This window comes from Bacillus cereus group sp. BfR-BA-01347 (assembly GCF_022663835.1).
GTDB classification, from domain to species: domain Bacteria; phylum Bacillota; class Bacilli; order Bacillales; family Bacillaceae_G; genus Bacillus_A; species Bacillus_A thuringiensis_K.
Genome location: NZ_JAKUGG010000003.1, coordinates 179,834 through 202,945, shown reverse-complemented (window position 1 = coordinate 202,945; position 23,112 = coordinate 179,834). Strand labels below are relative to the sequence as shown.

Genomic DNA, 23,112 nt, shown 5'->3' with positions numbered 1-23,112 from the left:
TCACCCTTCCGCTTTTAATTCTAATAGTAAATCTCTTAGTTCAGCTGCACGCTCGAAGTCTAACGCTTTTGCTGCTTCTTTCATCTCTGCTTCCATCTTCGCAATTGTCTTTTCGCGCTCTTTTTTCGTCATCTTCTTAGCTGGCGTTGCTTCATACGTTTCCGTTTCTTCAGCAGCTGTCGTTGCACGGATAACATCACGAACGCCTTTTTGAATCGTTTTCGGCGTAATACCATGCTCTTCATTGTAAGCTTCTTGTATACTACGACGACGCTTCGTTTCTTCAATCGCAATTCCCATAGATTTCGTTATACGATCTGCATACATAATAACGCGGCCGTTTTCATTACGTGCGGCACGACCGATTGTTTGAATTAATGAACGCTCTGAACGTAAGAACCCTTCCTTATCAGCATCTAAAATAGCGACAAGTGATACTTCTGGAATATCTAATCCTTCTCGTAATAAGTTAATACCGACAAGTACATCAAACTTACCAAGGCGAAGATCACGAATAATTTCAATACGTTCTAACGTTTTAATTTCAGAGTGAAGATAGTTCACTTTAATTCCTACATCTTTTAAGTAATCCGTTAAATCCTCTGACATCTTCTTCGTTAAAGTCGTAATTAATACACGCTCATTTTTTGCAATACGATCTTGAATTTCTCCTAATAAATCATCAATTTGACCTTCAATTGGTCGTATATCAATTGGTGGATCTAAAAGCCCTGTTGGACGAATAATTTGCTCTATTACTTCTGGCGACTGCTCTAACTCGTACGGTCCTGGCGTTGCTGAAACATAAATAACTTGATTTGTTTTCTCTTCAAACTCATCAAACATAAGCGGTCTATTATCTAAAGCCGATGGCAGACGGAATCCATGATCCACAAGCACTTGCTTACGTGCTTGGTCACCGTTATACATCGCTCTTACTTGCGGTACTGATACGTGCGACTCATCCATGACGATTAAGAAATCTTCAGGGAAATAATCTAATAACGTATACGGTGTTGCCCCTGCTGGTCGAAGCGTTAAATGGCGGGAATAGTTTTCAATGCCTGAACAAAAGCCCATCTCACGCATCATTTCTAAATCATAACGTGTACGCTGTTCTATACGCTGCGCTTCTAACAACTTACCATTATCATTTAATTCCTTTAAACGCTCTTCTAATTCTTTTTCGATATTTTCAATAGCGACCTTCATTTTCTCTTCACGTGTAACGAAGTGAGATGCTGGGAAGATTGCTACATGATCACGTTCTGCTAATACTTCACCTGTTAACGCATTTACTTCACGAATACGATCGATTTCATCACCGAAAAACTCAATTCGAATACAATGCTCATCAAGTGATGCTGGGAAGATTTCAACTACATCTCCGCGCACACGGAATGTACCACGCTTGAAATCAATATCATTACGTCCATACTGTACATCAACAAGTTCACGAAGCAATTGATTGCGGTCTTTTTCCATACCAACTCGAAGCGAAACAACTAACTCGCGGTATTCTTCTGGAGAACCTAAGCCATATATACACGAAACACTCGCAACGATAATTACATCGTCCCGTTCAAATAATGCAGACGTTGCCGAGTGACGCAATTTATCAATTTCATCATTAATCTGCGCATCCTTTTCAATAAACGTATCTGTTTGTGGTACATACGCTTCTGGCTGGTAATAATCGTAGTAACTAACAAAATATTCAACTGCATTATTCGGGAAAAAGTCTTTCAACTCACTATATAACTGCCCTGCTAACGTTTTATTATGAGCCATAACAAGTGTTGGCTTTTGCACTTCTTTAATGACATTTGAAATCGTAAATGTCTTACCCGTTCCTGTCGCTCCAAGCAACACTTGCTTTTTCTTTCCACTATTAATTCCCTCTACAAGCTTCTCTATAGCTACCGGCTGATCACCTTGCGGGGAATACGCTGAGACAATTTCAAATTGACGTTCCAAGAAAATCCGACCTCCTCATAAAAATCTGTATTATTATTTTACCACGAATACCTATAAAAAACCTAAAAAAACGAACAGATATTCGGTAAAATTTTCGACAATATACACGTAGAAAAAGGAAGGAGTAAATACTTCCTTCCTCTACTAATTCTATTTTTTAGGTACATATACTAAGTCATATCCATTGCGCCCATTTTCATTCACACAGTCTATTAACCTATAAGCCGTTTGCGATTCACACTGCTCTTTAACAATCCTTTTACAGCTATCTTTATATAACCTCTTATCCTCACCAGCAAATTTGTCTTGTCTACTATCTAACACATAATGTATATCTTTCCCACTATGCTCTAATGTTTGAAAAACCGGGTCATCTTCTTCGGTATACTGTACAATTCTTATTTCATCAACTTTCCCTTGTTCCACATTCCAAACGAACTGCTCGAATTTATCTAGATTGGAAATCCTGGTTCCCTTTACAATGACATCATTCTTCTTGTTAATTGTAGTGTTAGATGGTGAACATGCTACTAAACTAAAGAGAAATAGATATATATAAATGGTTCTTTTTCCTATTTTTATCCTCTCCTATAAAAATTATTTGTATACCCAAAAGCTACTTTCAACTATGAAAGTAGCTTTTCTTTTCCTTTCTCCTTCTTCGGAAAAATAACATATGAAAATGAAATTGCTGTATCAATTAAAAATACAATCGCCCACACTTGGCTGACGCGACTTGCAGCTTTATTTAAAACGATTCCCGATTCTAACCAATTACCCCATTTTTCAAATGGAATAAATCCATACGCGAAGTAAAAGAATATGTGCACACCAACGAATAAAACAAGATGTAATACCCAATTTTTTATTTCCTGCTTCGCATAAGCCATACCTGTTAATTCTACGTGCTCTTCCATAATTGGCGCTGGTTCATTCCGCCATTTCGCAACTAGCTTTTGCGCAAATATATCAAGCTTCTTCAAATCCTTTTTCCCGTAGAAAACTGCATACAATAAAATAATTACAGTAATGATCTGAAAGTTAGAGAACTTTCCTGTTTGATAATAGTCCACTACTCCTAAGGATAAAATGAACACTTCATTTACGAGTAGTACAATCCCCATAATAAAGCTTGCCTTCTTCAAACGGAATCCGTAACGGAGTAAAAAGAAACCGATAGCCGATAACCAAAATACAATCTCTGCCCCAATTAAAAAATACCAACGATATTCTGCGAGTATACTCATTTACCCTTCTCCTTTTCATCATATATACGAAAAGCTTCATCCATATATAATAAAAATTCTTCTTCAATTGGATACATGCTCATTTTCTGTGAATCTTCCTTCGATTTTCTAACTTCCCATAACTTATCTAAAAATGCTTCATCACCATTGGCCATTTCTAAACACTTCTGCATTAATCTCTTCGTTGCCCTTTGTACCTCATCACTCGCGACTTCTTTGCCGTATTTCATAAAAGTGCGTAATTGCTTTAATACATCTACCCACTCTAAAACATTCGGATCTTGTTCACTCATATTTGGCAAATTATGAAGCAATTTTTGTTCTTCCTTTGAAAACACTTCATTTTGAAATATTTCACGTATACGAGAAGACTGTTTTGAAAGCTGAATCAGTTCAAACATAACTTTCCAATCAAGTTCTCCCTCTACATCTACCGAATAAACAACAGCTTGTAAAACACGCTCCATTCGATTAAACTTCTTTTGTTCTTCCTGTACAAATCGAAGTTGTTTTTCAAGCAAATCCTTTAAATTAAGCTCACCTTTTACTAACATATTCGCAGACTCTTTTAATGAAAATCCCATTTCCTTTAAAAATAAAATTTGTTGCAAACGAATAACGTCATTTTCACTATATAACCGATGCCCGCCTTCTGTTTTCCCGCTCGGCTTTAATAAATCTATTTGATCATAATAACGTAATGTACGTACTGTTACCCCTGTTTCTTTCGTCAATTGTTGTATTGAAATCACTACCATCACCTCTTCCCCTTCATTATAAAAGATGACGTTACGTCACTTTCAAGCCTTTTGTAAAAAAATACAAAAAGCTGTTTATACTCTTCGTATAAACAGCTTTTACGGAAATAATCCTTTTTGTACAGCGCGCCCACAAAATAAAATAAGTGCTCCAACAACAACACTCGTTGCCGTTTTATGATAATGGGCTAATAATAATAAATAATACGATAAACCTACAGTACCAATCATAATACACATACTCGGCACTGGATTACGAGAAAAGTTTTGCATTCCCCAAAGAAGCGCAAATATAGCTGTAGCGACACATAACACCGGTAATCCCATCCCAGTTCCCCTTTTTCTATCTATTATTCCTTGTTGCCAACACGCTCGTTGATGCCGTACTAATTAAACTAATTAATAAACCAAAACCAATCCTTATATATTTAAACGTTTAATTTAATTGAAATCTCTCAAGCTTGTCAGTTATTTTCTTTCTCCTTACTCCAGCGTAAAGATTTCCTCCACCTTCACTCCAAAATATTTGGCGATTTTTAAGGATAGCTCTAGACTCGGGTTGTAATGATGATTTTCAATCGCCACGATCGTCTGCCGCGTCACCTGCATCGCCTTTGCCATTTCAACTTGTGTTATATGATTTTGCTTTCTTAATTCTTTTATTTTATTTTTCACACCCATAGAATCCACCTTCAAAAGTAAAGATATCTTTACTTGAATTATAAATATTTTCCAATTTTAAGTAAAGATATCTTTACAAATTTCAGAAAAATATTTCACTGAACATCTACTCTAACGAAGTACAAGAGTAATTCAATTTATATCAGCGATTTCCCAAATATATCAGCGCAACTTAAATTATATCGGCGATTTCCCAAATATATCAGCGCAACTCCATTTATATCGGCGATTTTTCAAATATATCGACTTACCGACAAATATCGACATCCGTAGCGCTACTATAATCATAAGAAAAAGCTGTCCCCAAATACCTTCAGGAACAGCTTTCTCCTCTACTACATAAATCCTAACGCATATACAAGAACGTATCCAAGAACCGATAAGCAAATCGAGCCAATCAGCCCTGCCACGAATGCTTTACTTCCTAACTTACGGAACGTTTTAAACTCTACATTTAAACCGAGCCCCGCCATCGCCATTGCGATTAGCATATAAGCAATGACAACAATGTATCCCGCAACAACTTCTGGAATAATCCCAAGCGAATGCACTGCACTCATTGCTAAAAACCCGAAGATGAACCACGGAATTGGAAGTTCGCGCCATGATCTTTTTTCCTCGCTACCTTCACTCTTACCAAACCATAATCCGATTAAAATCGCTACTGGCACAAGCATTGCAACGCGCGTTAGCTTCACGATAACTGCGATATCTACAGCCGTGCTTCCTCCTGGCGCCGCAGCTGCGATGACATGAGCGATTTCGTGAAGCGTCGCACCTGAGAATACACCGTAACCGTACGGAGATAAACCAAGCACTGGATATAATAACGTATAAATAAGCGTAAATATAGTACCTAAAATTGCGATGATTGCTGCTCCAACTGCCGTTTCGTCATCTTTTGCTTTCACTTGCGGTGCAATTGCCACGACCGCGGCTGCGCCGCAAATTGCCGTACCGCATGCAGTTAAAATTCCAAGTTTCTTTTCTACTTTAAATACTTTCGTTAATCCGTATACAACAAAAATAGTAAATGTAATAACAACCGCCGCGATGACCAATACTTTCGGTCCCGCCTTCGCAATATCAACAAGATTTAATCGCATTCCAAGTAAGATGATTCCAAAGCGCAGCAACTTCTTACTCGCAAAGTTCGTTCCTGCAATCGCATCGTGAGGAACTCCAATTGCAGCGCGCCAAATCATCCCAATTAGAATAGCAATTACTAATTGTCCCATAATATTTAAAAATGGAAGCTCTGCTAAATACTTCGCGGCAATTGCGATTAATAATGTAATCCCAATTCCTTGCGAAAATCCAAAGCCCTTCTTCTTTTGTATAACAAGTGTTTGTTCCACCTTGTACCACCCCAATAATCGTATTGGAACATGCATGTTCTTTCTACTTACATTATAAGAGAGTTTCTATAATAAGTTTAATATCAATACCAAATCTCTATCATCAGAAATACTTATGATAAGATGATAGAAAAAGAAAGGAGCAGATTATATGAACGTAGACATTTTAAAAATTTTTGTTACTGTCGTTGAACAGAAACACTTCTCCCGTGCAGCAGAATTATTAAACCTTTCACAGCCTGGCGTAAGTATGCATATACGCAACTTAGAAAACGAATTTGGCACTACGCTTATTCAACGCTCCCCGAAACACGTCCAAGTTACGGAAGCAGGAAACATATTATATATACATGCAAAGCAAATGCTCTCTCTTTACGAAGATGCTAAACAAGAAATTAACGAACTACATAACGTTGTAACAGGAACACTTCGCATTGGTGCTAGTTTTACAATTGGTGAATACTTACTTCCAAAAATATTGGCTAACTATGCGAATGAAAACCCACACGTCGAAGTTCATACTTTCATCTCAAATACAGAAGACGTTTTGCAGAGCCTTCGTTCTAATCAAATTGATATCGGCTTAGTGGAAGGGCAAGTCGTATACGCTGACGTTGACGTTGAAACATTTATGCAAGATGAAATGAAGCTCGTCGTCCCGCCAAATCATCCATTGCTCTGCACAAATGAAATAAATGAAAGCACACTCCAAGATCAAGTATGGGTATTAAGAGAAAGTGGTTCTGGTACACGCGCTTATAGTGATCGCTTTATTCATCAACACCATTTAAAAATGAAACGATTCTTTACATTCAGTAGTATCCAAAGCGTAAAGGAAGCTGTTAGTGCCGGGCTTGGCATCGCTATACTTTCTGATTGGACTGTACGGAAAGAGCTACTAGCAAAAGAACTATTCCACGTCGAAGTTCCAAATGAACAACTCATCCGTCCATTCTCCATCGTACGCGGCAAATATTTCATTCCATCTAAAGCCATTCAAGTGTTCTTAAATCATGTAGGTTCTTTTGCGAAAAAACAGAGTTGACCTTCACATTAGTGTGAAGGTTTACAATACATGTAAAAGGAGTGAAACACATTGCGAATTGGAGAATTATCAAAAGAAACTGGCGTTAGCGAAAGATCAATAAGACATTACGAAGAAAAGGGACTACTCCCTTCTAAGCGCCTCGCAAATTGCTACCGTGATTTTAATGAAAGTGCCATCGAAAAAGTGGAGCTTATTCAAATGTACTTACAAATTGGCTTAAATTTAGAAGAGACGGCAAGGATGCTGCGTTGCCTTTCAATTGAACCGCACCTATACGACAATCCGTGCAGCAGCATTCTTACGCTTTATGAAGATAAACTTAATGAAGTAACAAAGCAAATCTCATTGCTTTCCAACATCCAAACAAATTTGCAAAAACACGTTTCACTCCTAAAACAAGCAAAAGAAAAGGGATGATTACATGTTTGTTATACATGGCAGTTCAAGACAAAACGGAAATACAGAAGCTTTAACACATATGATGATAGAGGGCATTGAAACAGAACAAATTTACTTGCGTGATCATACCGTCTATCCTATTACAGACCAACGTCATGATGCAGAAGGATTCCAACCTGTAAATGATGACTATGAGCAGTTAACGAAACGCATGCTAGAGCACGACACAATTATCTTTGCTACACCATTATATTGGTACGGAATGAGTGGACATATGAAAAACTTTGTTGATCGCTGGTCACAAAGCTTGCGCGATACATCTCTTCATTTCAAAGAAAAAATGAAAGGCAAAAAAATGTATGTTGTCATCGTTGGCGGGGACAATCCAAAGCTAAAAGCATTACCGCTTATTGCTCAATTCCAATATATCTTTGATTTTGTTGGTTCTTCATTTGAAGGTTATATTATTGGGGATGCGAATGGACTAAATAAAATTAAAAACGATGCTGAGGCGCTGGCAAAAGCACAATTGTATAATAATGAATTCAAAAATAGCGAACAGAAATAAGTTTGACAAACCCTTTTGTATGCGCATACAATAAAAGTAATATTATGAAAGGAAGGTACTTTGACCAATGAAGTTCTAATTCTCTTATTTATTTCATCCATCACAAATAGTGAACAAAAATGATGAAAACTAGCAGGGGATTAGTCTGTCCATTTGTCGATACTTTCTTTCGAAACGATCATGTAAAAAATCGTTTATTTATGTACGATTTTTTACATACAAGGGCGACGTTTATCCTCTCTAGTGAAACTAGGGAGGTTTTTTTATGACTATTTTATTCGCAAGTAATATTGAAAAGAGCTTTGGTGATCGCACACTATTTACATTACCATCACTGGAAATTCAAGCACAGGATCGCATAGGAATTGTCGGAGTCAACGGAGCTGGTAAATCTACGTTATTACAAATATTAAGTAAAGAAATAGAAGCTGACAGAGGCATAGTAACTCATCATAGTTCTATCGCCATCATTCCTCAGCTTAGCGAAGAACTACCGGAAACCGCTTCTTCTCTCGCAAAAGGAAAATGGAGTATTTCAAACGTTACCGACGCAATAAGCGGCGGTGAACGAATGCGGCTAAAGATTGCTCATGCTCTCGAACAAAATGCAGGCATTTTATTCGCTGATGAACCAACAAGCCACTTAGATATGGTCGGTACAGAGCAATTAGAAAAGGCACTTTCATCTTATAAAGGGGCACTTGTTTTAATATCGCATGATCGTGAATTTCTAGATAATATATGTACCAAAATTATTGAAATTGAAGACGGTATTATTCAAGAGTACAAAGGGAATTATTCAAACTATCGAAAACAAAAAGAACGTGAACGAATACAAAAACAAGCAGAATATGAGCAATATATACAAGAAAAAAATCGTTTAGAACAATCCATTCTACAAAGAAAACAACGTGCTTCTAACATGACAAAAATCCCAACACGGTTCAGTTCATCTGAATCTAGACTTTATAGGTTAAGTGGGGCTCATGGCCAAGAACAAGTTAGCAAAGCAGCGAAAGCATTAGAGACACGTCTCGAAAAACTAGAAAAGAAGGAAAAACCAAAGGATCTTTCTCAAGCTCAATTTGACGTACAATACCATACACCCATTCATAGTAAGGTGGCAGTACAATTCAATAAAGCAACAAAGAAAATAGGCGACCGCACACTATTTAAAAATATGAATGGAACTATTGCCCCTGGTGCAAAGCTTGCCGTTTTAGGGGCAAATGGAAGCGGCAAAACCACTTTGTTCAACATGCTTCTCACAAACGAGCGTGGCATGCAGTTATCGAAAAGTTGTAAAATTGGATACTTTGAACAAACATTATCTATTTTAAAAACAGATAAAACAATTTTAGAAAATGTTCTAGAAGAAACAAACTATACGGAAGCATTCGTTCGCACAATACTTGCGCGGCTTCTATTCCGCCGTGAGGATGTTCATAAACCTGTGCATATTCTAAGCGGGGGTGAACGAATGAAGGTTGCACTCGCAAAAGTATTTTTAGGAAACTATAATATGCTTCTGCTCGATGAACCGACAAACCATTTAGACTTAGCAACGCAAGAAGAATTAGAAACCATGTTACAGGAGTATCCTGGCACTATACTTTTTATTAGCCATGACCGTGCCTTTATTCGCTCTGTTGCAGACCATATTCTCCAAGTAGATGAGCGTGAACCAAGAATCTTCCACGGTAATTACGAGCAATACACAAAAAGAACCAGCGGAGATTCTGTAAATGTTACTGAACAAGAATTGTTACGATTACAAACAAAATTAACAGAAGTCATCGGCCGGATTTCCATTCCAAATCATCACGATGACATCACATCTCTCGAACAAGAATATGCAAAATTATTAACTCAAATTCAAAAATGTAAAGAAGCACTCTAATGTCTTCCCTATATATCGACGGGACCTTCCGCATTTCCCAAGAAATATTGAAACTTCGACATATAAAGTAAAAAGCCGTGCATCAGCACAGCTTTTTACTTTTATATACGGACAGCAGTCCCGCTCACAGCAACCATTAGCATTCCTTCGCGAACTACTTCGTAATCCACGTCTATACCAACAATTGCATTCGCATTTTTTTGTCTTGCGAAAGTTTTCATTTCTTCCATTGCGATGTCGCGTGCTTCTTTTAATTTACTTTCATAAGCGCCCGCACGACCGCCGACAACGTCACGAACAGAGGCGAAAAGGTCACGAACAATATTCGCGCCCATAATCGCTTCTCCATTGACGATATCGATATACTCAATAATTTCTTTTCCTTGAATTGTAGACGTTGTTGTTACAATCATACTTTATAGCCTCCCATATGAGATTTTTACCTACTTATGGTGCACTAATTCAGTACAAATTATATTTACGAACTAAACTGAGCTTCGTATAACCTACTATATCCTCCGCCTTGCTCAATTAATTCATTATGTGAACCTTGTTCTGCAATACCATCTTTATTTACAACGACGATGCGATCTGCATTTTTAATCGTTGCAAGTCTGTGAGCGATAACTAATGTTGTACGACCAACAGATAGCTCCGCAAGCGATTTTTGAATTGCAAGTTCTGTCTCAGTATCTAATGCAGAAGTTGCTTCATCCAATATTAAAATTGGAGGGTTTTTCAAGAACATACGAGCAATAGCTAGACGCTGCTTCTGTCCACCTGAAAGTTTCACGCCGCGCTCACCGATAACAGTATCTAAACCGTCCGGCTGTGAGTAAATTAAATCTTCTAACTGCGCACGTTTTACTGCCTGCCAAATTTCAGCTTCTGATGCTTTTAAATTTCCGTAAGCGATATTTTCACGAATTGTTCCTGAGAATAAGAACACGTCTTGCTGCACAATTCCAATTTGCTTACGAAGTGAAGATAACGTCATATCTTTCGTATCAATACCATCAATTTGAATCGATCCAGATGATTGCTCATAAAAACGTGGTAATAGGCTACATAACGTCGTTTTCCCAGCTCCTGATGGTCCAACGAACGCCACTGTTTCACCTGCATGTATTTTCAAACTAATGTCATTTAAAATCGGTTCTTTGTTTTCATATCCGAACGTAATGTTGTTATATTGAATATCACCATGTACATGTTTAACTTCCATTGCATCTTTAGAGTCTACAATGTCAGGCTCTGTTTCAAGAAGCTCTACATATCTTTTAAAACCAGCAATCCCTTTCGGATAGCTTTCGATTACCGCGTTAATTTTTTCAATTGGACGGAAGAAAATATTCGTTAATAGAACGAATCCGATAAATCCGCCGTACGTTAATTGTCCTTGCAAAACAAACCATGTACCGCATATTAAAACGAAGAGCGTTACGAGACGCATGAGCATATAACTAATCGATGAATTTAACGCCATAATTTTATACGCCATTAATTTCGTTGTACGGAAACGAGCGTTGTTCACAGCAAATTGCTCTTTCTCAAACTTTTCATTTCCGAATGCTTGTACAACACGAATTCCCCCAACATTGTTCTCAATGCATGCATTAAAATCAGCAACGTCTGAGAATAAACGTCTAAATGTACCTGTCATTTTTTTATTGAAGTAAAGTGCTAACCATAATAGGAATGGAATGACGAAGAACGTTAATAACGCTAACTTCCAGTTGATCATCATCATAAATGAGAATGCCCCAACTAAAGTCATTACGGCGATAAATAAATCTTCTGGTCCATGGTGAGCAATTTCCCCAATTTCCATTAAATCGTTTGTAAGGCGTGAAATTAAATGACCTGTTTTATTATTGTCAAAAAATCTAAATGATAGCTTTTGAATATGATCAAATAATTTCTGCCTCATATCTGTTTCAATGTTAACACCAAGCATATGTCCCCAATATGTAACGACATATTGTAAGCCTGCATTTAACATATAAACTGCGAGTAAACCGAAACAGGCCCATAAAATAAGCGTCCAGTTTTGCCCTGGCAATAACTTATCAATAAATTGATTTACGATAAGCGGGAAGCCAAGTTCTAATAATCCTGCGACAACCGCACAAGAAAAGTCGAGTATAAATAAACCTTTATATGGTTTATAGTACGAGAAAAATTTACGCAGCATATCTTACCTCCATTTTCCAAAATTAAAAAGACTCACTAAATGATAACCATTATCAAATAATTATTCAAGTTATCCGTCTATGAAACTGAAAATAAGCTTTCCGACAGTTGTCTTTTTTTGCCGGAAAGTCAATATATTCGAATAATCGCCGATATATTTCGAGTTGCGCTGATATATTTGCAAAATCGCCGATATATTTCAAGTTGCACTGATATATTCGGATAATCGCCGATATAAATTTCATTTACTAACTATCCTCCCCCCAAAAAACAAAAAAAAGGTACCACCACAAGGTGATACCATTCCTTCTATTACATCGCTTCTGAATCCCACTCGTGCTCCTGCTCAACGAATACAATACCTAATTCATGATGTCCACCAGCATATAATGCAGTTTGTGCAAGACGAAGCTCACCATTTGTATCTAATACTTCTAATTTACAAAACGCCCCTGTCGTCTTCGTTTGAAGCGCATCATAAAATTCCTCAGCGCTTTTTGGAATGACTCCATTTACTTTCGTAATAATTTCTCCAGGAAGTAATTTCAGCTCTGCTCCAATTGTATTTGGAATTGTATCTAATACAACGAGCCCATCATTGCGTGCAGCAAAATATGCTGGTCTTGTTTCATCGGCAATTTTTTCTTGCATCGAAATTGTGAAACGCCCAAGCATAGCGACTCCCATCGCGATAATTGCAAGTACGTGCCACCAGTAGCTTGCGATTCCTAAAACGAGCACAAGTCCCGCTAACCCATAAACACGTCTTCCTGTAAATAATAAAGCTTCCGTCGGCTCATAACTTTTAATCTTTCTCATAAATCCAATTAAAAATGGAACGAGGAATAGAGAATATGTATTTGACCCTATTGAAACGATAGGCCACCATGAAATAAACTGCGTTACCGCATCACCCGGTACAAGAATAAAAATAGGAACGATCCATAAACGCTTTGATTCGTGTAAACCAATCTTTAATCCACGCTTCCCCTTCCTAATCTTCGGCGTCGAATATCCTACTGCGTTTTTAGAAATCAATAAGCCTTCTACAATAAGCATCACGCCTAGTAAAATAACAAGGGATACAATGGTACTCTCTTCACCTTCTCGAAGCTGTAAAAAGGAAACTGGTAGCTTAGAAGATAATAGAACACATACAATCGCAATGCTAAATGTATAAGCTGCCGATAAATATCGATACATAGCCGTTAATCCAAATAGTAACGTCCAAATTAAAATGGCCCATAAGCTTGCTTTAGAAACAACAAGTCCAAGCCCAATCGTAACAATAGACACTACTAATCCATATCCAATCCCTGCAAATAGAGAGGTTCGCAGTTCAAACCAAATATCATAAACTTTAAAAGAAAAATCTTTTCGTTCTCTTAACATACGTAAGTATCCAACGAAGATACTACTTATTACAAATATATAGACAGCAGGGTGTAAGAAAAAACGTCCAACTGCCCGCATTATTTCAAAAATCCACGCCTCCATGAACTCATTCACCACCATTTATATCATTCTTTCTTTTTATATTATCATAACTAAACAAACGTTTGTTTAACACAAAAAAATACAGGCAGCAAACTGCCTGTATTTCTTCTTATTTTGCCATTAATTTTAATGCTGACTGTAATTGTAGATCATTTTCTCCAGAACGGATTTTTTCGATAATTTTAGTTTGAATCGCTTCAGCTGTCTTTTTATCAAGCTGTCCTGTCGCTTCCATCTCATTTGCATTTTGGAATGCTTTCAGAGCCGATTCTGTCTCTTTACTAAAGTATCCATCTTCACGACCTGGTACATACCCTAAGCTCTTAAGCATTTCTTGAGCATGTTTTACTTGTACATCATTTGAATTGTATGAAAGTGTTTTTTCAATTTGAATTGGTGTCGCATGATAATAATTTGGTTGCTTCACTTCTACTGTTGGCGCGATTCCTTTTTTATGAATCCAGTTCCCATCCGGTGTTAACCATTTAAACATCGTTAATTTAATGTTGCTGCCGTCTTTAAATGGAACAGCTTGCTGGACAGTACCTTTACCAAATGTCTTTTCACCAATTAAATCGTATCCTTCTCCTTCTTTTAGCGCACCCGCTAAAATCTCTGAAGCAGAAGCACTTCCATTATCAATTAATACTGAAATTGGATATGGTTTTCTCTCTTTCAGTTCTGTAGAGAATTTCTTCTTCTCACCATTTCGCTGCTCTACTTGTAGCATCGGCTTTTTATTCGTCATAATTTCTCCTAGTATATCTTCTACACTATTTAAATAACCACCAGGATTACCACGCACGTCAATAACTAAGCCTTTTATATTTTTCTTCTCTAACTCTTTTAACTGATCCTTAAATTCTTTCGCTGTATTTTCAGCAAAAGAAGTGATTTGCATATAACCGATATCTTTTCCACTCTCTTGCTTCACAGAACTAAATACTGTAAAGATTGGAATCTTTTCACGCTTAATTTTAAATACGATCGGATCAGTTACTCCCGCACGTTTAATTTCAATTGCGACAGTCGTTCCCTTTTTACCACGAATTTTTAATACTGCTTCTTCACGTGATAAGTCTTTCACACTGTTTCCATCTACAGATAAAATTTGGTCATTCGGTTTAATTCCTATCTTTTCTGCTGGTGAACCTTTAATTGGCGATACGATAATAAGCTTACCGTCCGTCTTGTTCACCTCAGCCCCAATCCCCTCTAATTCGGGATCAAGCGATTCACTAAACTGTTTGGCTGTTTCTTTATCCATATACGTGGAATAAGGGTCCTTCAGCGTAGACAACATACCTTGTATTGCACCTTCAACTAACTTTTCATCTTTCACGTCTTCCACATAACGTGAATCAATTAGTGCATACGCCTCATTAATTTTTGCCAAATTCCCTTGCGCAGTGCTAGCATTCCCACTCGAAATTGTTTGCGTTACTTCTGATGGGTTAACCCCAAATACAGACATGCCTGCAAACATTCCGCCAGCACCAATTAAAAATGCAACAACCATTCCAATAATTGCAACTCTACGTTTCAATGCGGAATTCCCCTTTCCAAAACACACAGGTGGTGTAGCAAAAGGCATCACACAGTGTGTGATGCCTTTACCTATTTCTACTATATGATAAGCTTGTACGAATTATGTTTGCAACTTTTTATACTTTTAAGAAGCGACGAATTGACATTACACTTCCCCACATACCGATTAAAGCACCGATTAACACTAGTAAACCAGCTAATTGGAATACGAACGGACTGTATGGTAGAAGCTCGAAAATTGTTCCGCCAAGTTTTTCATTAAACACACCTTGCAACGAATTATACGTAATTAGAATTAGGCCAATTGGAATAATTGATCCTAATACTCCTAAGAATAATCCCTCTAGCAAGAATGGCCAACGAATAAACCAGTTTGTTGCACCAACAAGTTTCATAATTTCAATTTCTGTACTACGAGCATAAATTGTAATTTTAATTGTATTAGAGATTAAGAACATCGCTGTGAATAAAAGACCAGCAATTAACGCAATCCCAATGTTACGACCAGTTTTTACAGTATCAAATAATCGTTCAACTTGCCCTTTTCCGTACTGAACATTACTAACAAACTGCATTTTTTCAACCTTCTTCGCGATTGTCGCTGTATCGGTTGGTTCTTTTGCTTTTACAACGAATACGTTTTTAAGTGGGTTATCTTGTTCAAATAACTCAAACGTTTTTCCACTATCACCTAAGCTTTTAATTAAACGTTTTAACTCTTCTTCTTTAGAAGAATATTTAATAGAATCTACTTTTGCAATCTTACTCATATCTTCTTCTAATTTCTTTTGATCCGCTTCTTTTGCAGCTGGATCAATGTGTACACGAATCTCTACATCTTGCTCTACTTTAGTCGCAAAATGGTTCATATTCATAATCGCTGTTAAAAAGACACCTACAAGTAATAATGTAACTGTTACTGCACTAACAGAAGCAAATGTCATCCATCCGTTACGTGATAGATTCTTTACACCTTCTCGCAAATGTCGACTAAGGGTCTTAGCCTTCATATCCGTATCCTCCCTCAATCTCATCTCGAACAATTTTTCCGCCTTCAATCGCGATTACACGATGACGGATTGTATTTACGATATCTGCATTATGCGTCGCCATAACGATCGTTGTGCCGCGCTCATTAATGCGAGTAAAAATATTCATAATATCAAGAGCTGTTTCAATATCTAAGTTACCTGTTGGCTCATCGGCAATTACAACCTTTGGTCTATTTACAATTGCTCTTGCAATAGCCACACGTTGTTGCTCCCCGCCCGAAAGCTCACTTGGAAGTGCGTCTGCACGATCTTCAAGGCCTACAAGACCTAACACTTCTGTTACACGCTCACGAATTGCATCTGGTTCTTCTTCAATTACTTCTAAAGCAAACGAAACATTCTCATATACCGTTAATTTAGGTAGCAATTTGAAATCTTGGAAAATTACGCCTAATTGGCGACGGAAATACGGAACGTCTCTTTCTGCCAATGTTTCGATAGTAAGTCCATTTACATTAATAGATCCTGTAGATGGTTTCTCTTCACGATACATCATTTTAATAAATGTAGATTTCCCGGCTCCACTCGGTCCAACTACGTATACGAATTCACCTTGTTTAATGTTAACTGTAAGACCAGCAATGGCTTTCATACCATTCGGGTACTCCTTATAAACATTCGTCATTTTTATCATTATTTATCACCCAATACTTAATGATTTTTTTCGAAATACTTTTCTGTACATCTGAAAATAAAAGACATCCTTCATTTTCATTTAGTCATCCTTGTTGAAGGTAGTTTACTTATGCTTTCTCATAAGCAATACCACTCTATGTAATATATTTCAGCAAAATTCTACAAACACCATTGTAACATCAAACGGTTTCCAATTTGGATACATTTTTGTTACAGTTATGTTACATACCAGAAAAAAGGAAAACGAGCTGACTATATTATCAACTCGCCCATTTCACCTTTTTATTTATGTTCAGCTAACCATTCAGATACTTTTTTGGCATCTTCACCTTGAATAAGTCCTGGTGACATTGAACCACGGCCTTTTTTAATAATCTCTTCGATATCTGCAGCGTCGTACTTACCGCCTACTTTTCTTAAATCAGGTCCAGTTGCCCCTGATAAATCTGTTGCGTGACATCCCGCACAACTTCTTTGGAAAATTTGTTCTGCGCTGTCTGTGCTTGCAGACTGTTTCGAAGACTTACTCTCTTCTTTATTTCCGCATGCTCCTAAAGCAAAAACAACCGATGTCCCTAGCGCAATAGCCAACAATTTCTTTTTCACTTCTATCGCTCCCCATTGTTGATATTCTTTTTATTCCTAACACACTCATTTTCATTATAAGCATTATCTTTATATAGAAAAACTAAGGTGTATTTCATATTCCTCAAAAATACAATGAGAACCTTGATAAAATAAAGCTTTCATAAGTTGTTTCAATTCTGTGAACAACTTAAAAAACTTCTATAAAGTATCCTTTTTAAAAGGAAAATTAGAAAAGTTCTATATAAATCTTTACCCTATTATCTCTCTATTTTACTATTCTCTACTTTTTACAAAACAATATACAGCATTGTAATCTACATATAATCCCATCAAAAAGAGAAGTTGTCGTTTCCAACTTCTCTTCCTCTTTACTTCATCTATAAAAATAGAATCAAATTCTTTATATCCTCTATTGTCCTCAGCATGCGCCAACAATTTCGTTGGCTTTTTTTCGCTTATTAGATGCGAGAACGTAAGTAAGCATCAATAAATGGATCAATCTCCCCATCCATAACAGCTTGTACGTTACCAACCTCCGTATTTGTACGATGGTCTTTTACAAGAGAATACGGGTGGAATACGTAAGAACGGATTTGGCTACCCCACCCGATTTCTTTTTGCTCTCCGCGAATTTCATCTAATTCTGCTTGTTGCTCTTCTAGTTTCTTTTGATATAATTTCGCTTTTAACATTTTCATCGCATGCTCACGGTTTTTAATTTGAGAACGCTCCGACTGACATGTTACAACCGTATTTGTCGGTGTATGTGTAATACGAACTGCTGAATCTGTCGTATTTACGTGCTGCCCACCAGCTCCACTTGCTCGGTACGTATCAATTTTTAAGTCTTCTGTACGTACTTCGATTTCAACTTCATCATTGAACTCTGGTACAACTTCACAAGATACGAACGATGTATGACGGCGCCCTGAAGAATCGAATGGTGAAATACGTACAAGACGATGTACACCTTTCTCTGCTTTTAAGTAACCGTAAGCGTTATGACCTTTAATTAATAAAGTTACACTCTTAATACCAGCTTCATCACCTGGTAAATAATCAACCGTTTCTACTTTGAATCCGCGTTTTTCAGCCCAGCGTGTGTACATACGTAATAACATAGAACCCCAGTCTTGTGACTCAGTTCCACCTGCACCTGGATGTAATTCTAAAATCGCATTATTTTTATCATAAGGATCACTTAATAGTAACTGAAGCTCATACTCATTCATTTCTTGAATTAAGCCTTTTACTTCTGATTCTAATTCCTCATGTAAATCTTCATCATACTCTTCTTTTAAAAGCTCATGCGTGATTTCTAAATTTTCGAACGTCTCATCTAACTGACGGAACTTTCCAACCATATCTTTTAACGCATTCGCTTCATTAATTACAGCTTGTGCGCCTTGTTGGTCATCCCAAAATCCTGCGCCCATCATTTTCTCTTCTAATTCTGCAATTTGTTTCTCCTTAGTAGGGAGGTCAAAGAGACCCCCTAAAAGCCGCTAATCGCTTAGCCATTTTCTCTAATTCCTGTCTAATTTCTACTAATTCCATTTCCTTCACCTCTATGTAATTGCTGTTACTTTCGTATGAAAACAAGGGAAACTCTCTCCACTTATTACGGAGAGAGTTTAATCCTTCTTAATTATACATTTTTGATATAAAAGTTTGCAAAACAGCCAAAGCTACCGTCCTATATTACTGAACGATACCACAGCAGTTTTTATATTTTTTACCGCTACCACATTTACATAAATCGTTGCGGCCCACTTGGTCACCTTTTACAACTGGCTTTTTCTTTGCTTCTTCGCCATCGCTAGAAGGATGAACAGCTTCACCTTGAACAACTTCTTGACGTTCTAAGTTTTGTTCAATTTCAGCTTTCATAATGTAACGAGAAATTTCCTCTTCAATAGAAGCAACCATTGACTCGAACATCGCGAACCCTTCCATTTGGTACTCACGAAGTGGATCGATTTGACCGTAAGCACGTAAATGAATACCTTCACGAAGGTGATCCATCGCATCAATATGCTCTGTCCATTTCGTATCTACAACGCGGAATACAACAACTTTCTCAAACTCACGCATTTGCTCTTCTGGCATAAGCTTTTCTTTGTCATTGTAACGCTCTATTAATTTCGCCATAATCGGTTCGCTCATTTCCTCAGGAGCAAGGCGACGTAATTCTTCTTCTTTTACATCTCCGTCTTGAAGAAGGTTTGTATTTAAGTAGTCAACAAGACCTTTAATGTTCCAATCTTCTTCAATTTCCTCTTGTGTATGAAGGGCAACAGCACGTTCTACTGTAGATTTCATCATACCTTCAATAATGCCACGTAAGTTTTCCGATTCCATAACCTCTTGACGTTGCTTATAAATAACTTCACGTTGCTGACGAAGTACATCATCGTATTGTAATAACTGCTTACGTGCATCATAGTTATTTCCTTCAACACGTTTTTGTGCAGATTCTACCGCACGAGAAACCATTTTACTTTCAATCGGCTGTGAATCATCCATACCAAGGCGGTCCATCATTGCTTTCATATTATCTGAACCAAATCGGCGCATTAATTCATCTTCCATTGATAAGTAGAACTGCGTCACACCAGGGTCTCCTTGACGACCGGCACGACCACGTAACTGATTATCAATACGACGGCTTTCATGTCGTTCTGTACCGATAACTGCTAGACCGAAGATTTTTACATCATCTCCAAGCTTAATATCTGTACCACGACCAGCCATATTCGTTGCAATCGTTACAGCACCTTTCATACCTGCTTCCGCAATAATATCAGCTTCACGTGCATGGTTTTTCGCATTTAAGATGTTATGACGTACACCTTTACGCGTTAACATTTTTGAAATAAGCTCTGAAGTTTCAATTGCAACTGTACCTACAAGAACAGGTTGCCCTTGTTTATGACGATTTACAATATCCTCAACAACAGCATTGAATTTACCTTCCATTGATTTAAAGATTAAATCGGCACGATCATCACGAATAATCGGTTTGTTTGTCGGAATTACAATAACGTTCATATTGTAAATGTTACGGAATTCCTCTTCCTCTGTTTTCGCTGTACCAGTCATACCAGATAATTTTTCATACATACGGAAGTAGTTCTGGAATGTAATTGTTGCAAGCGTCATGCTTTCATTTTGAATTTCTACACCTTCTTTTGCTTCAATCGCTTGGTGTAATCCTTCGCTATAACGACGACCTTTCATAAGACGACCAGTAAATTGGTCTACAATTACGATTTCACCTTCTTGTACAACATAATCTGTATCACGGTGCATAACAACGTGTGCACGAAGCCCCTGATTAATATGGTGAAGAAGTGCTACATGTTTTAAATCGAATAAGTTTTCAATATGGAAAGCTTTCTCTGCTTTCGTAATACCATCTTCTGTTAACATTACATTTTTCGTTTTCACATCAAAGGAATAATCTTTTTCATTTTCTAACGTACGAACAAATGCATTTGCAAACATGTATAGCTCTGTTGATTTTTGAGCTTGTCCTGAAATAATAAGCGGCGTACGTGCTTCATCGACTAAAATAGAATCGACTTCATCGATAATAGCAAAGTGAAGTGGACGTTGAACGCACTGCTCTTTATATAAAACCATGTTATCACGTAAGTAATCGAATCCAAGCTCATTATTTGTGCTATACGTAATATCAGCAGCATAAGCCTCTTGTTTCTCTTCGCGTGACATACTATTTAAGTTAATTCCTACTGTTAAGCCTAGGAACTCATGAAGTTGTCCCATTTCATTCGCATCACGTTGTGCTAAGTATTCATTGACTGTAACAACGTGAACACCTTTTCCTGTTAAAGCATTTAAATATACAGGTAATGTAGACGTTAACGTTTTACCTTCACCCGTTTTCATCTCAGAAATATTCCCTTCATGTAAGGCAATACCACCCATTAACTGTACGCCATATGGACGCATTCCAAGAACACGAGTTGCCGCTTCGCGAACAACCGCGAAAGCTTCAGGTAGTAGATCATCTACTGTTTCACCTTTTGTTAGACGTTCTTTAAATTCAAGCGTCTTTCCTTTTAATTGTTCATCAGTTAGTGGCTTAATAGATGACTCTAATGCATCAATTTGCTCAACTGTTTTCTGCATACGTTTAATTTGGCGTTGGTTTACATCAAACACCTTTTTTAAAATACCGATCATAGGAAATACGCTCCTCTTTTTATTAAAATAAAACTTCCGATTGTTTTCTTTTTCTCTATTACAATCAGTCGTTATAACAATCAAATGTATGTTATGCCAATTTTTCTCCTAATTAAAAAAACTAAAATGTATATACCTAATGATAATTGTAACACTTGTCTTATAACTATGACAACAATCGGCCGAATGTCTCGTTCTAAATTAAGAAAAGTTTTTTAAAAATCTATTTTCAGCAAAAAAAGCGCAGCCATTTCGGCTGCGCTTTCGAATTATTATTTAGTTTCGATTAAACCGTATTTCCCATCTTTACGGCCATATACAACATTAGTTTCGTTTGTATCAGCATTTGTGAAGACGAAGAAATTATGTCCTAGCATATCCATTTGTAGGATTGCCTCTTCAACGTCCATCGGTTTTAAATCGAATCGTTTTGTACGTACAAGTTCTAATTCATCTTCTTCTACCTCATCCAAAACAGCTACTGCTTCTGGAAGGATAAAGTTCGTTTTTATAGAACCTTTCTCACGTAACTTACGATTTACTTTTGTTTTATGTTTACGAATTTGTCGCTCAATTTTATCAACTACTAAATCGATAGCAGCGTACATATCGCTATTAGTTTCTTCTGCACGAAGTAATAAATCAGTAAATGGGATTGTTACCTCGACACGTTGCTTGTCAGAGTATACTTTTAAATTAACTTTAATCTCTGGGAATGTATCAAAATAACGCTCTAACTTACTTAGTTTTTTCTCTACATATTCCTTTAATGCTGGAGTTACTTCAATATTTTCACCACGAATGTTGAATTTCATAGATGAATTCCTCCTTTCAAGCCTATGTACTATAATTTCGACATTGGCTTAAAAACTCCTTCTAACTTTTTTAAAAAAATTAGTGGAATTGCGATTTTTTTATCGTTTTTTGTTGAAATGAAAAGATGCATCGTTTCTATCTTTATTTTATCCTATTAACATCGTGAATAACGAATATTTCTGTGGACAATTCGTTACAGAAAAGAAACAACTTTTTGACAACTTACCCTATAACAAAAACCCCTTGCGAAAAACAAGAGGTTCTACTACATATATATAACGTTGCCACAAACGCAGCTTTCTCTTCCAAAAACAATATCCCCTACAGTTTCACAACATTAGCTGCTTGTGGTCCACGTGCTCCATCTACAATGTCAAACTCTACTTGTTGCCCTTCTTCTAATGACTTAAACCCATCTTGTTGAATAGCAGAAAAATGGACAAATACATCGTCACCATCTTCACGCTCAATAAACCCAAATCCCTTTTCTGCATTGAACCATTTCACTCTTCCTTGCATGTTCATTCCATTCCCTTCACTCTAAAAATCAGGGCATTCGCCCCATATTTTGACTATAACGAATGACAACATATGAAGTCAAAGAAGACTTATCGCCTTTTTATTATCCCTTTCGACA

General features: G+C 37.1%; 22 protein-coding genes. 4 read left to right on the top strand and 18 right to left on the bottom strand.

The window, feature by feature from the left end; genetic code table 11:
• The 7 genes from uvrB to MR143_RS07060 form a co-directional block, all read right to left on the bottom strand.
• Window positions 1–1,977 (bottom strand): excinuclease ABC subunit B, encoded by a 1,977-nt coding sequence (uvrB, locus tag MR143_RS07090; protein WP_061884745.1) that lies wholly within the window; start codon window positions 1,975–1,977, stop codon window positions 1–3.
• Between the two features lie 150 nt (window positions 1,978–2,127).
• Window positions 2,128–2,559, bottom strand: coding sequence for a DUF4362 domain-containing protein (locus tag MR143_RS07085; RefSeq protein ID WP_033690032.1), 432 nt, complete (start codon window positions 2,557–2,559; stop codon window positions 2,128–2,130).
• 44 nt (window positions 2,560–2,603) lie between these two features.
• Window positions 2,604–3,224 (bottom strand): hypothetical protein, encoded by a 621-nt coding sequence (locus MR143_RS07080; RefSeq protein WP_000025199.1) that lies wholly within the window; start codon window positions 3,222–3,224, stop codon window positions 2,604–2,606.
• Window positions 3,221–3,982: a MerR family transcriptional regulator gene (locus MR143_RS07075; RefSeq protein WP_000260359.1), complete on the bottom strand. Its 762-nt coding sequence runs from the start codon at window positions 3,980–3,982 to the stop codon at window positions 3,221–3,223. The genes MR143_RS07080 and MR143_RS07075 overlap by 4 nt, the downstream gene beginning before the upstream one ends.
• Before the next feature lie 99 nt (window positions 3,983–4,081).
• Entirely contained in the window at window positions 4,082–4,309 is a 228-nt protein-coding gene (locus MR143_RS07070; RefSeq protein ID WP_000524136.1) for a hypothetical protein, read from the bottom strand.
• A 156-nt stretch (window positions 4,310–4,465) separates the two neighbouring features.
• Entirely contained in the window at window positions 4,466–4,663 is a 198-nt protein-coding gene (locus MR143_RS07065; RefSeq protein WP_000538364.1) for a helix-turn-helix transcriptional regulator, read from the bottom strand.
• A gap of 335 nt (window positions 4,664–4,998) precedes the next feature.
• A complete protein-coding gene (locus MR143_RS07060; RefSeq protein WP_000438407.1) occupies window positions 4,999–6,021 on the bottom strand; it encodes a YeiH family protein in 1,023 nt (340 codons plus the stop codon).
• Window positions 6,022–6,172: 151 nt separating this feature from the next.
• On the opposite strand from MR143_RS07060, the gene MR143_RS07055 reads away from it, so the two are divergent.
• The 4 genes from MR143_RS07055 to abc-f all read left to right on the top strand — a co-directional run bounded on the left by MR143_RS07055 (window position 6,173) and on the right by abc-f (window position 9,936).
• The gene (locus tag MR143_RS07055) at window positions 6,173–7,066 is read left to right on the top strand and encodes a LysR family transcriptional regulator (protein WP_001099976.1); all 894 of its coding nucleotides are present in this window, start codon (window positions 6,173–6,175) and stop codon (window positions 7,064–7,066) included.
• A 51-nt stretch (window positions 7,067–7,117) separates the two neighbouring features.
• Entirely contained in the window at window positions 7,118–7,486 is a 369-nt protein-coding gene (locus tag MR143_RS07050) for a MerR family transcriptional regulator (RefSeq protein WP_001219185.1), read from the top strand.
• Window positions 7,487–7,490: 4 nt separating this feature from the next.
• On the top strand, window positions 7,491–8,036 hold the full coding sequence (locus MR143_RS07045) for a flavodoxin family protein (protein ID WP_095021559.1): 546 nt from the start codon (window positions 7,491–7,493) through the stop codon (window positions 8,034–8,036).
• A gap of 265 nt (window positions 8,037–8,301) precedes the next feature.
• A complete protein-coding gene (gene abc-f, locus MR143_RS07040) occupies window positions 8,302–9,936 on the top strand; it encodes a ribosomal protection-like ABC-F family protein (protein WP_000153772.1) in 1,635 nt (544 codons plus the stop codon).
• A gap of 101 nt (window positions 9,937–10,037) precedes the next feature.
• Here abc-f and MR143_RS07035 read toward each other — a convergent pair whose 3' ends face one another.
• The 11 genes from MR143_RS07035 to cspC all read right to left on the bottom strand — a co-directional run bounded on the left by MR143_RS07035 (window position 10,038) and on the right by cspC (window position 22,994).
• Window positions 10,038–10,349 carry a heavy metal-binding domain-containing protein gene (locus MR143_RS07035; protein ID WP_000637523.1) on the bottom strand — a complete coding sequence of 104 codons (312 nt, stop codon included), beginning with the start codon at window positions 10,347–10,349 and terminating at the stop codon, window positions 10,038–10,040.
• Window positions 10,350–10,414: 65 nt separating this feature from the next.
• Window positions 10,415–12,130: an ABC transporter ATP-binding protein gene (locus MR143_RS07030; protein WP_242280682.1), complete on the bottom strand. Its 1,716-nt coding sequence runs from the start codon at window positions 12,128–12,130 to the stop codon at window positions 10,415–10,417.
• Between the two features lie 311 nt (window positions 12,131–12,441).
• On the bottom strand, window positions 12,442–13,626 hold the full coding sequence (locus tag MR143_RS07025) for a PDZ domain-containing protein (RefSeq protein WP_000388611.1): 1,185 nt from the start codon (window positions 13,624–13,626) through the stop codon (window positions 12,442–12,444).
• Window positions 13,627–13,735: 109 nt separating this feature from the next.
• Window positions 13,736–15,172 carry a S41 family peptidase gene (locus MR143_RS07020; protein WP_000830313.1) on the bottom strand — a complete coding sequence of 479 codons (1,437 nt, stop codon included), beginning with the start codon at window positions 15,170–15,172 and terminating at the stop codon, window positions 13,736–13,738.
• Window positions 15,173–15,290: 118 nt separating this feature from the next.
• Entirely contained in the window at window positions 15,291–16,184 is an 894-nt protein-coding gene (gene ftsX, locus MR143_RS07015) for a permease-like cell division protein FtsX (RefSeq protein ID WP_000645027.1), read from the bottom strand.
• Window positions 16,174–16,860 (bottom strand): cell division ATP-binding protein FtsE, encoded by a 687-nt coding sequence (gene ftsE, locus MR143_RS07010; protein WP_000594321.1) that lies wholly within the window; start codon window positions 16,858–16,860, stop codon window positions 16,174–16,176. Before ftsE ends, ftsX begins: the two co-directional genes overlap by 11 nt.
• 284 nt (window positions 16,861–17,144) lie before the next feature.
• Window positions 17,145–17,468, bottom strand: a complete 324-nt coding sequence (gene cccB, locus MR143_RS07005; RefSeq protein ID WP_000727971.1) for a cytochrome c551 — start codon at window positions 17,466–17,468, stop codon at window positions 17,145–17,147.
• 440 nt (window positions 17,469–17,908) lie between these two features.
• Window positions 17,909–19,007 (bottom strand): peptide chain release factor 2 gene (gene prfB / locus MR143_RS07000; RefSeq protein ID WP_096001716.1). Its coding sequence is split into 2 segments (ribosomal slippage): window positions 17,909–18,934 and window positions 18,936–19,007, totalling 1,098 coding nucleotides; the frame shifts between segments, so codons are not numbered across the junction.
• 144 nt (window positions 19,008–19,151) lie between these two features.
• The gene (gene secA, locus MR143_RS06995; RefSeq protein ID WP_000579370.1) at window positions 19,152–21,659 is read right to left on the bottom strand and encodes a preprotein translocase subunit SecA; all 2,508 of its coding nucleotides are present in this window, start codon (window positions 21,657–21,659) and stop codon (window positions 19,152–19,154) included.
• A 272-nt stretch (window positions 21,660–21,931) separates the two neighbouring features.
• Window positions 21,932–22,474 carry a ribosome hibernation-promoting factor, HPF/YfiA family gene (hpf, locus tag MR143_RS06990; protein WP_000671185.1) on the bottom strand — a complete coding sequence of 181 codons (543 nt, stop codon included), beginning with the start codon at window positions 22,472–22,474 and terminating at the stop codon, window positions 21,932–21,934.
• A gap of 322 nt (window positions 22,475–22,796) precedes the next feature.
• Window positions 22,797–22,994 carry a cold shock protein CspC gene (gene cspC / locus MR143_RS06985; protein WP_003303412.1) on the bottom strand — a complete coding sequence of 66 codons (198 nt, stop codon included), beginning with the start codon at window positions 22,992–22,994 and terminating at the stop codon, window positions 22,797–22,799.
• Window positions 22,995–23,112: the final 118 nt, after the last annotated feature.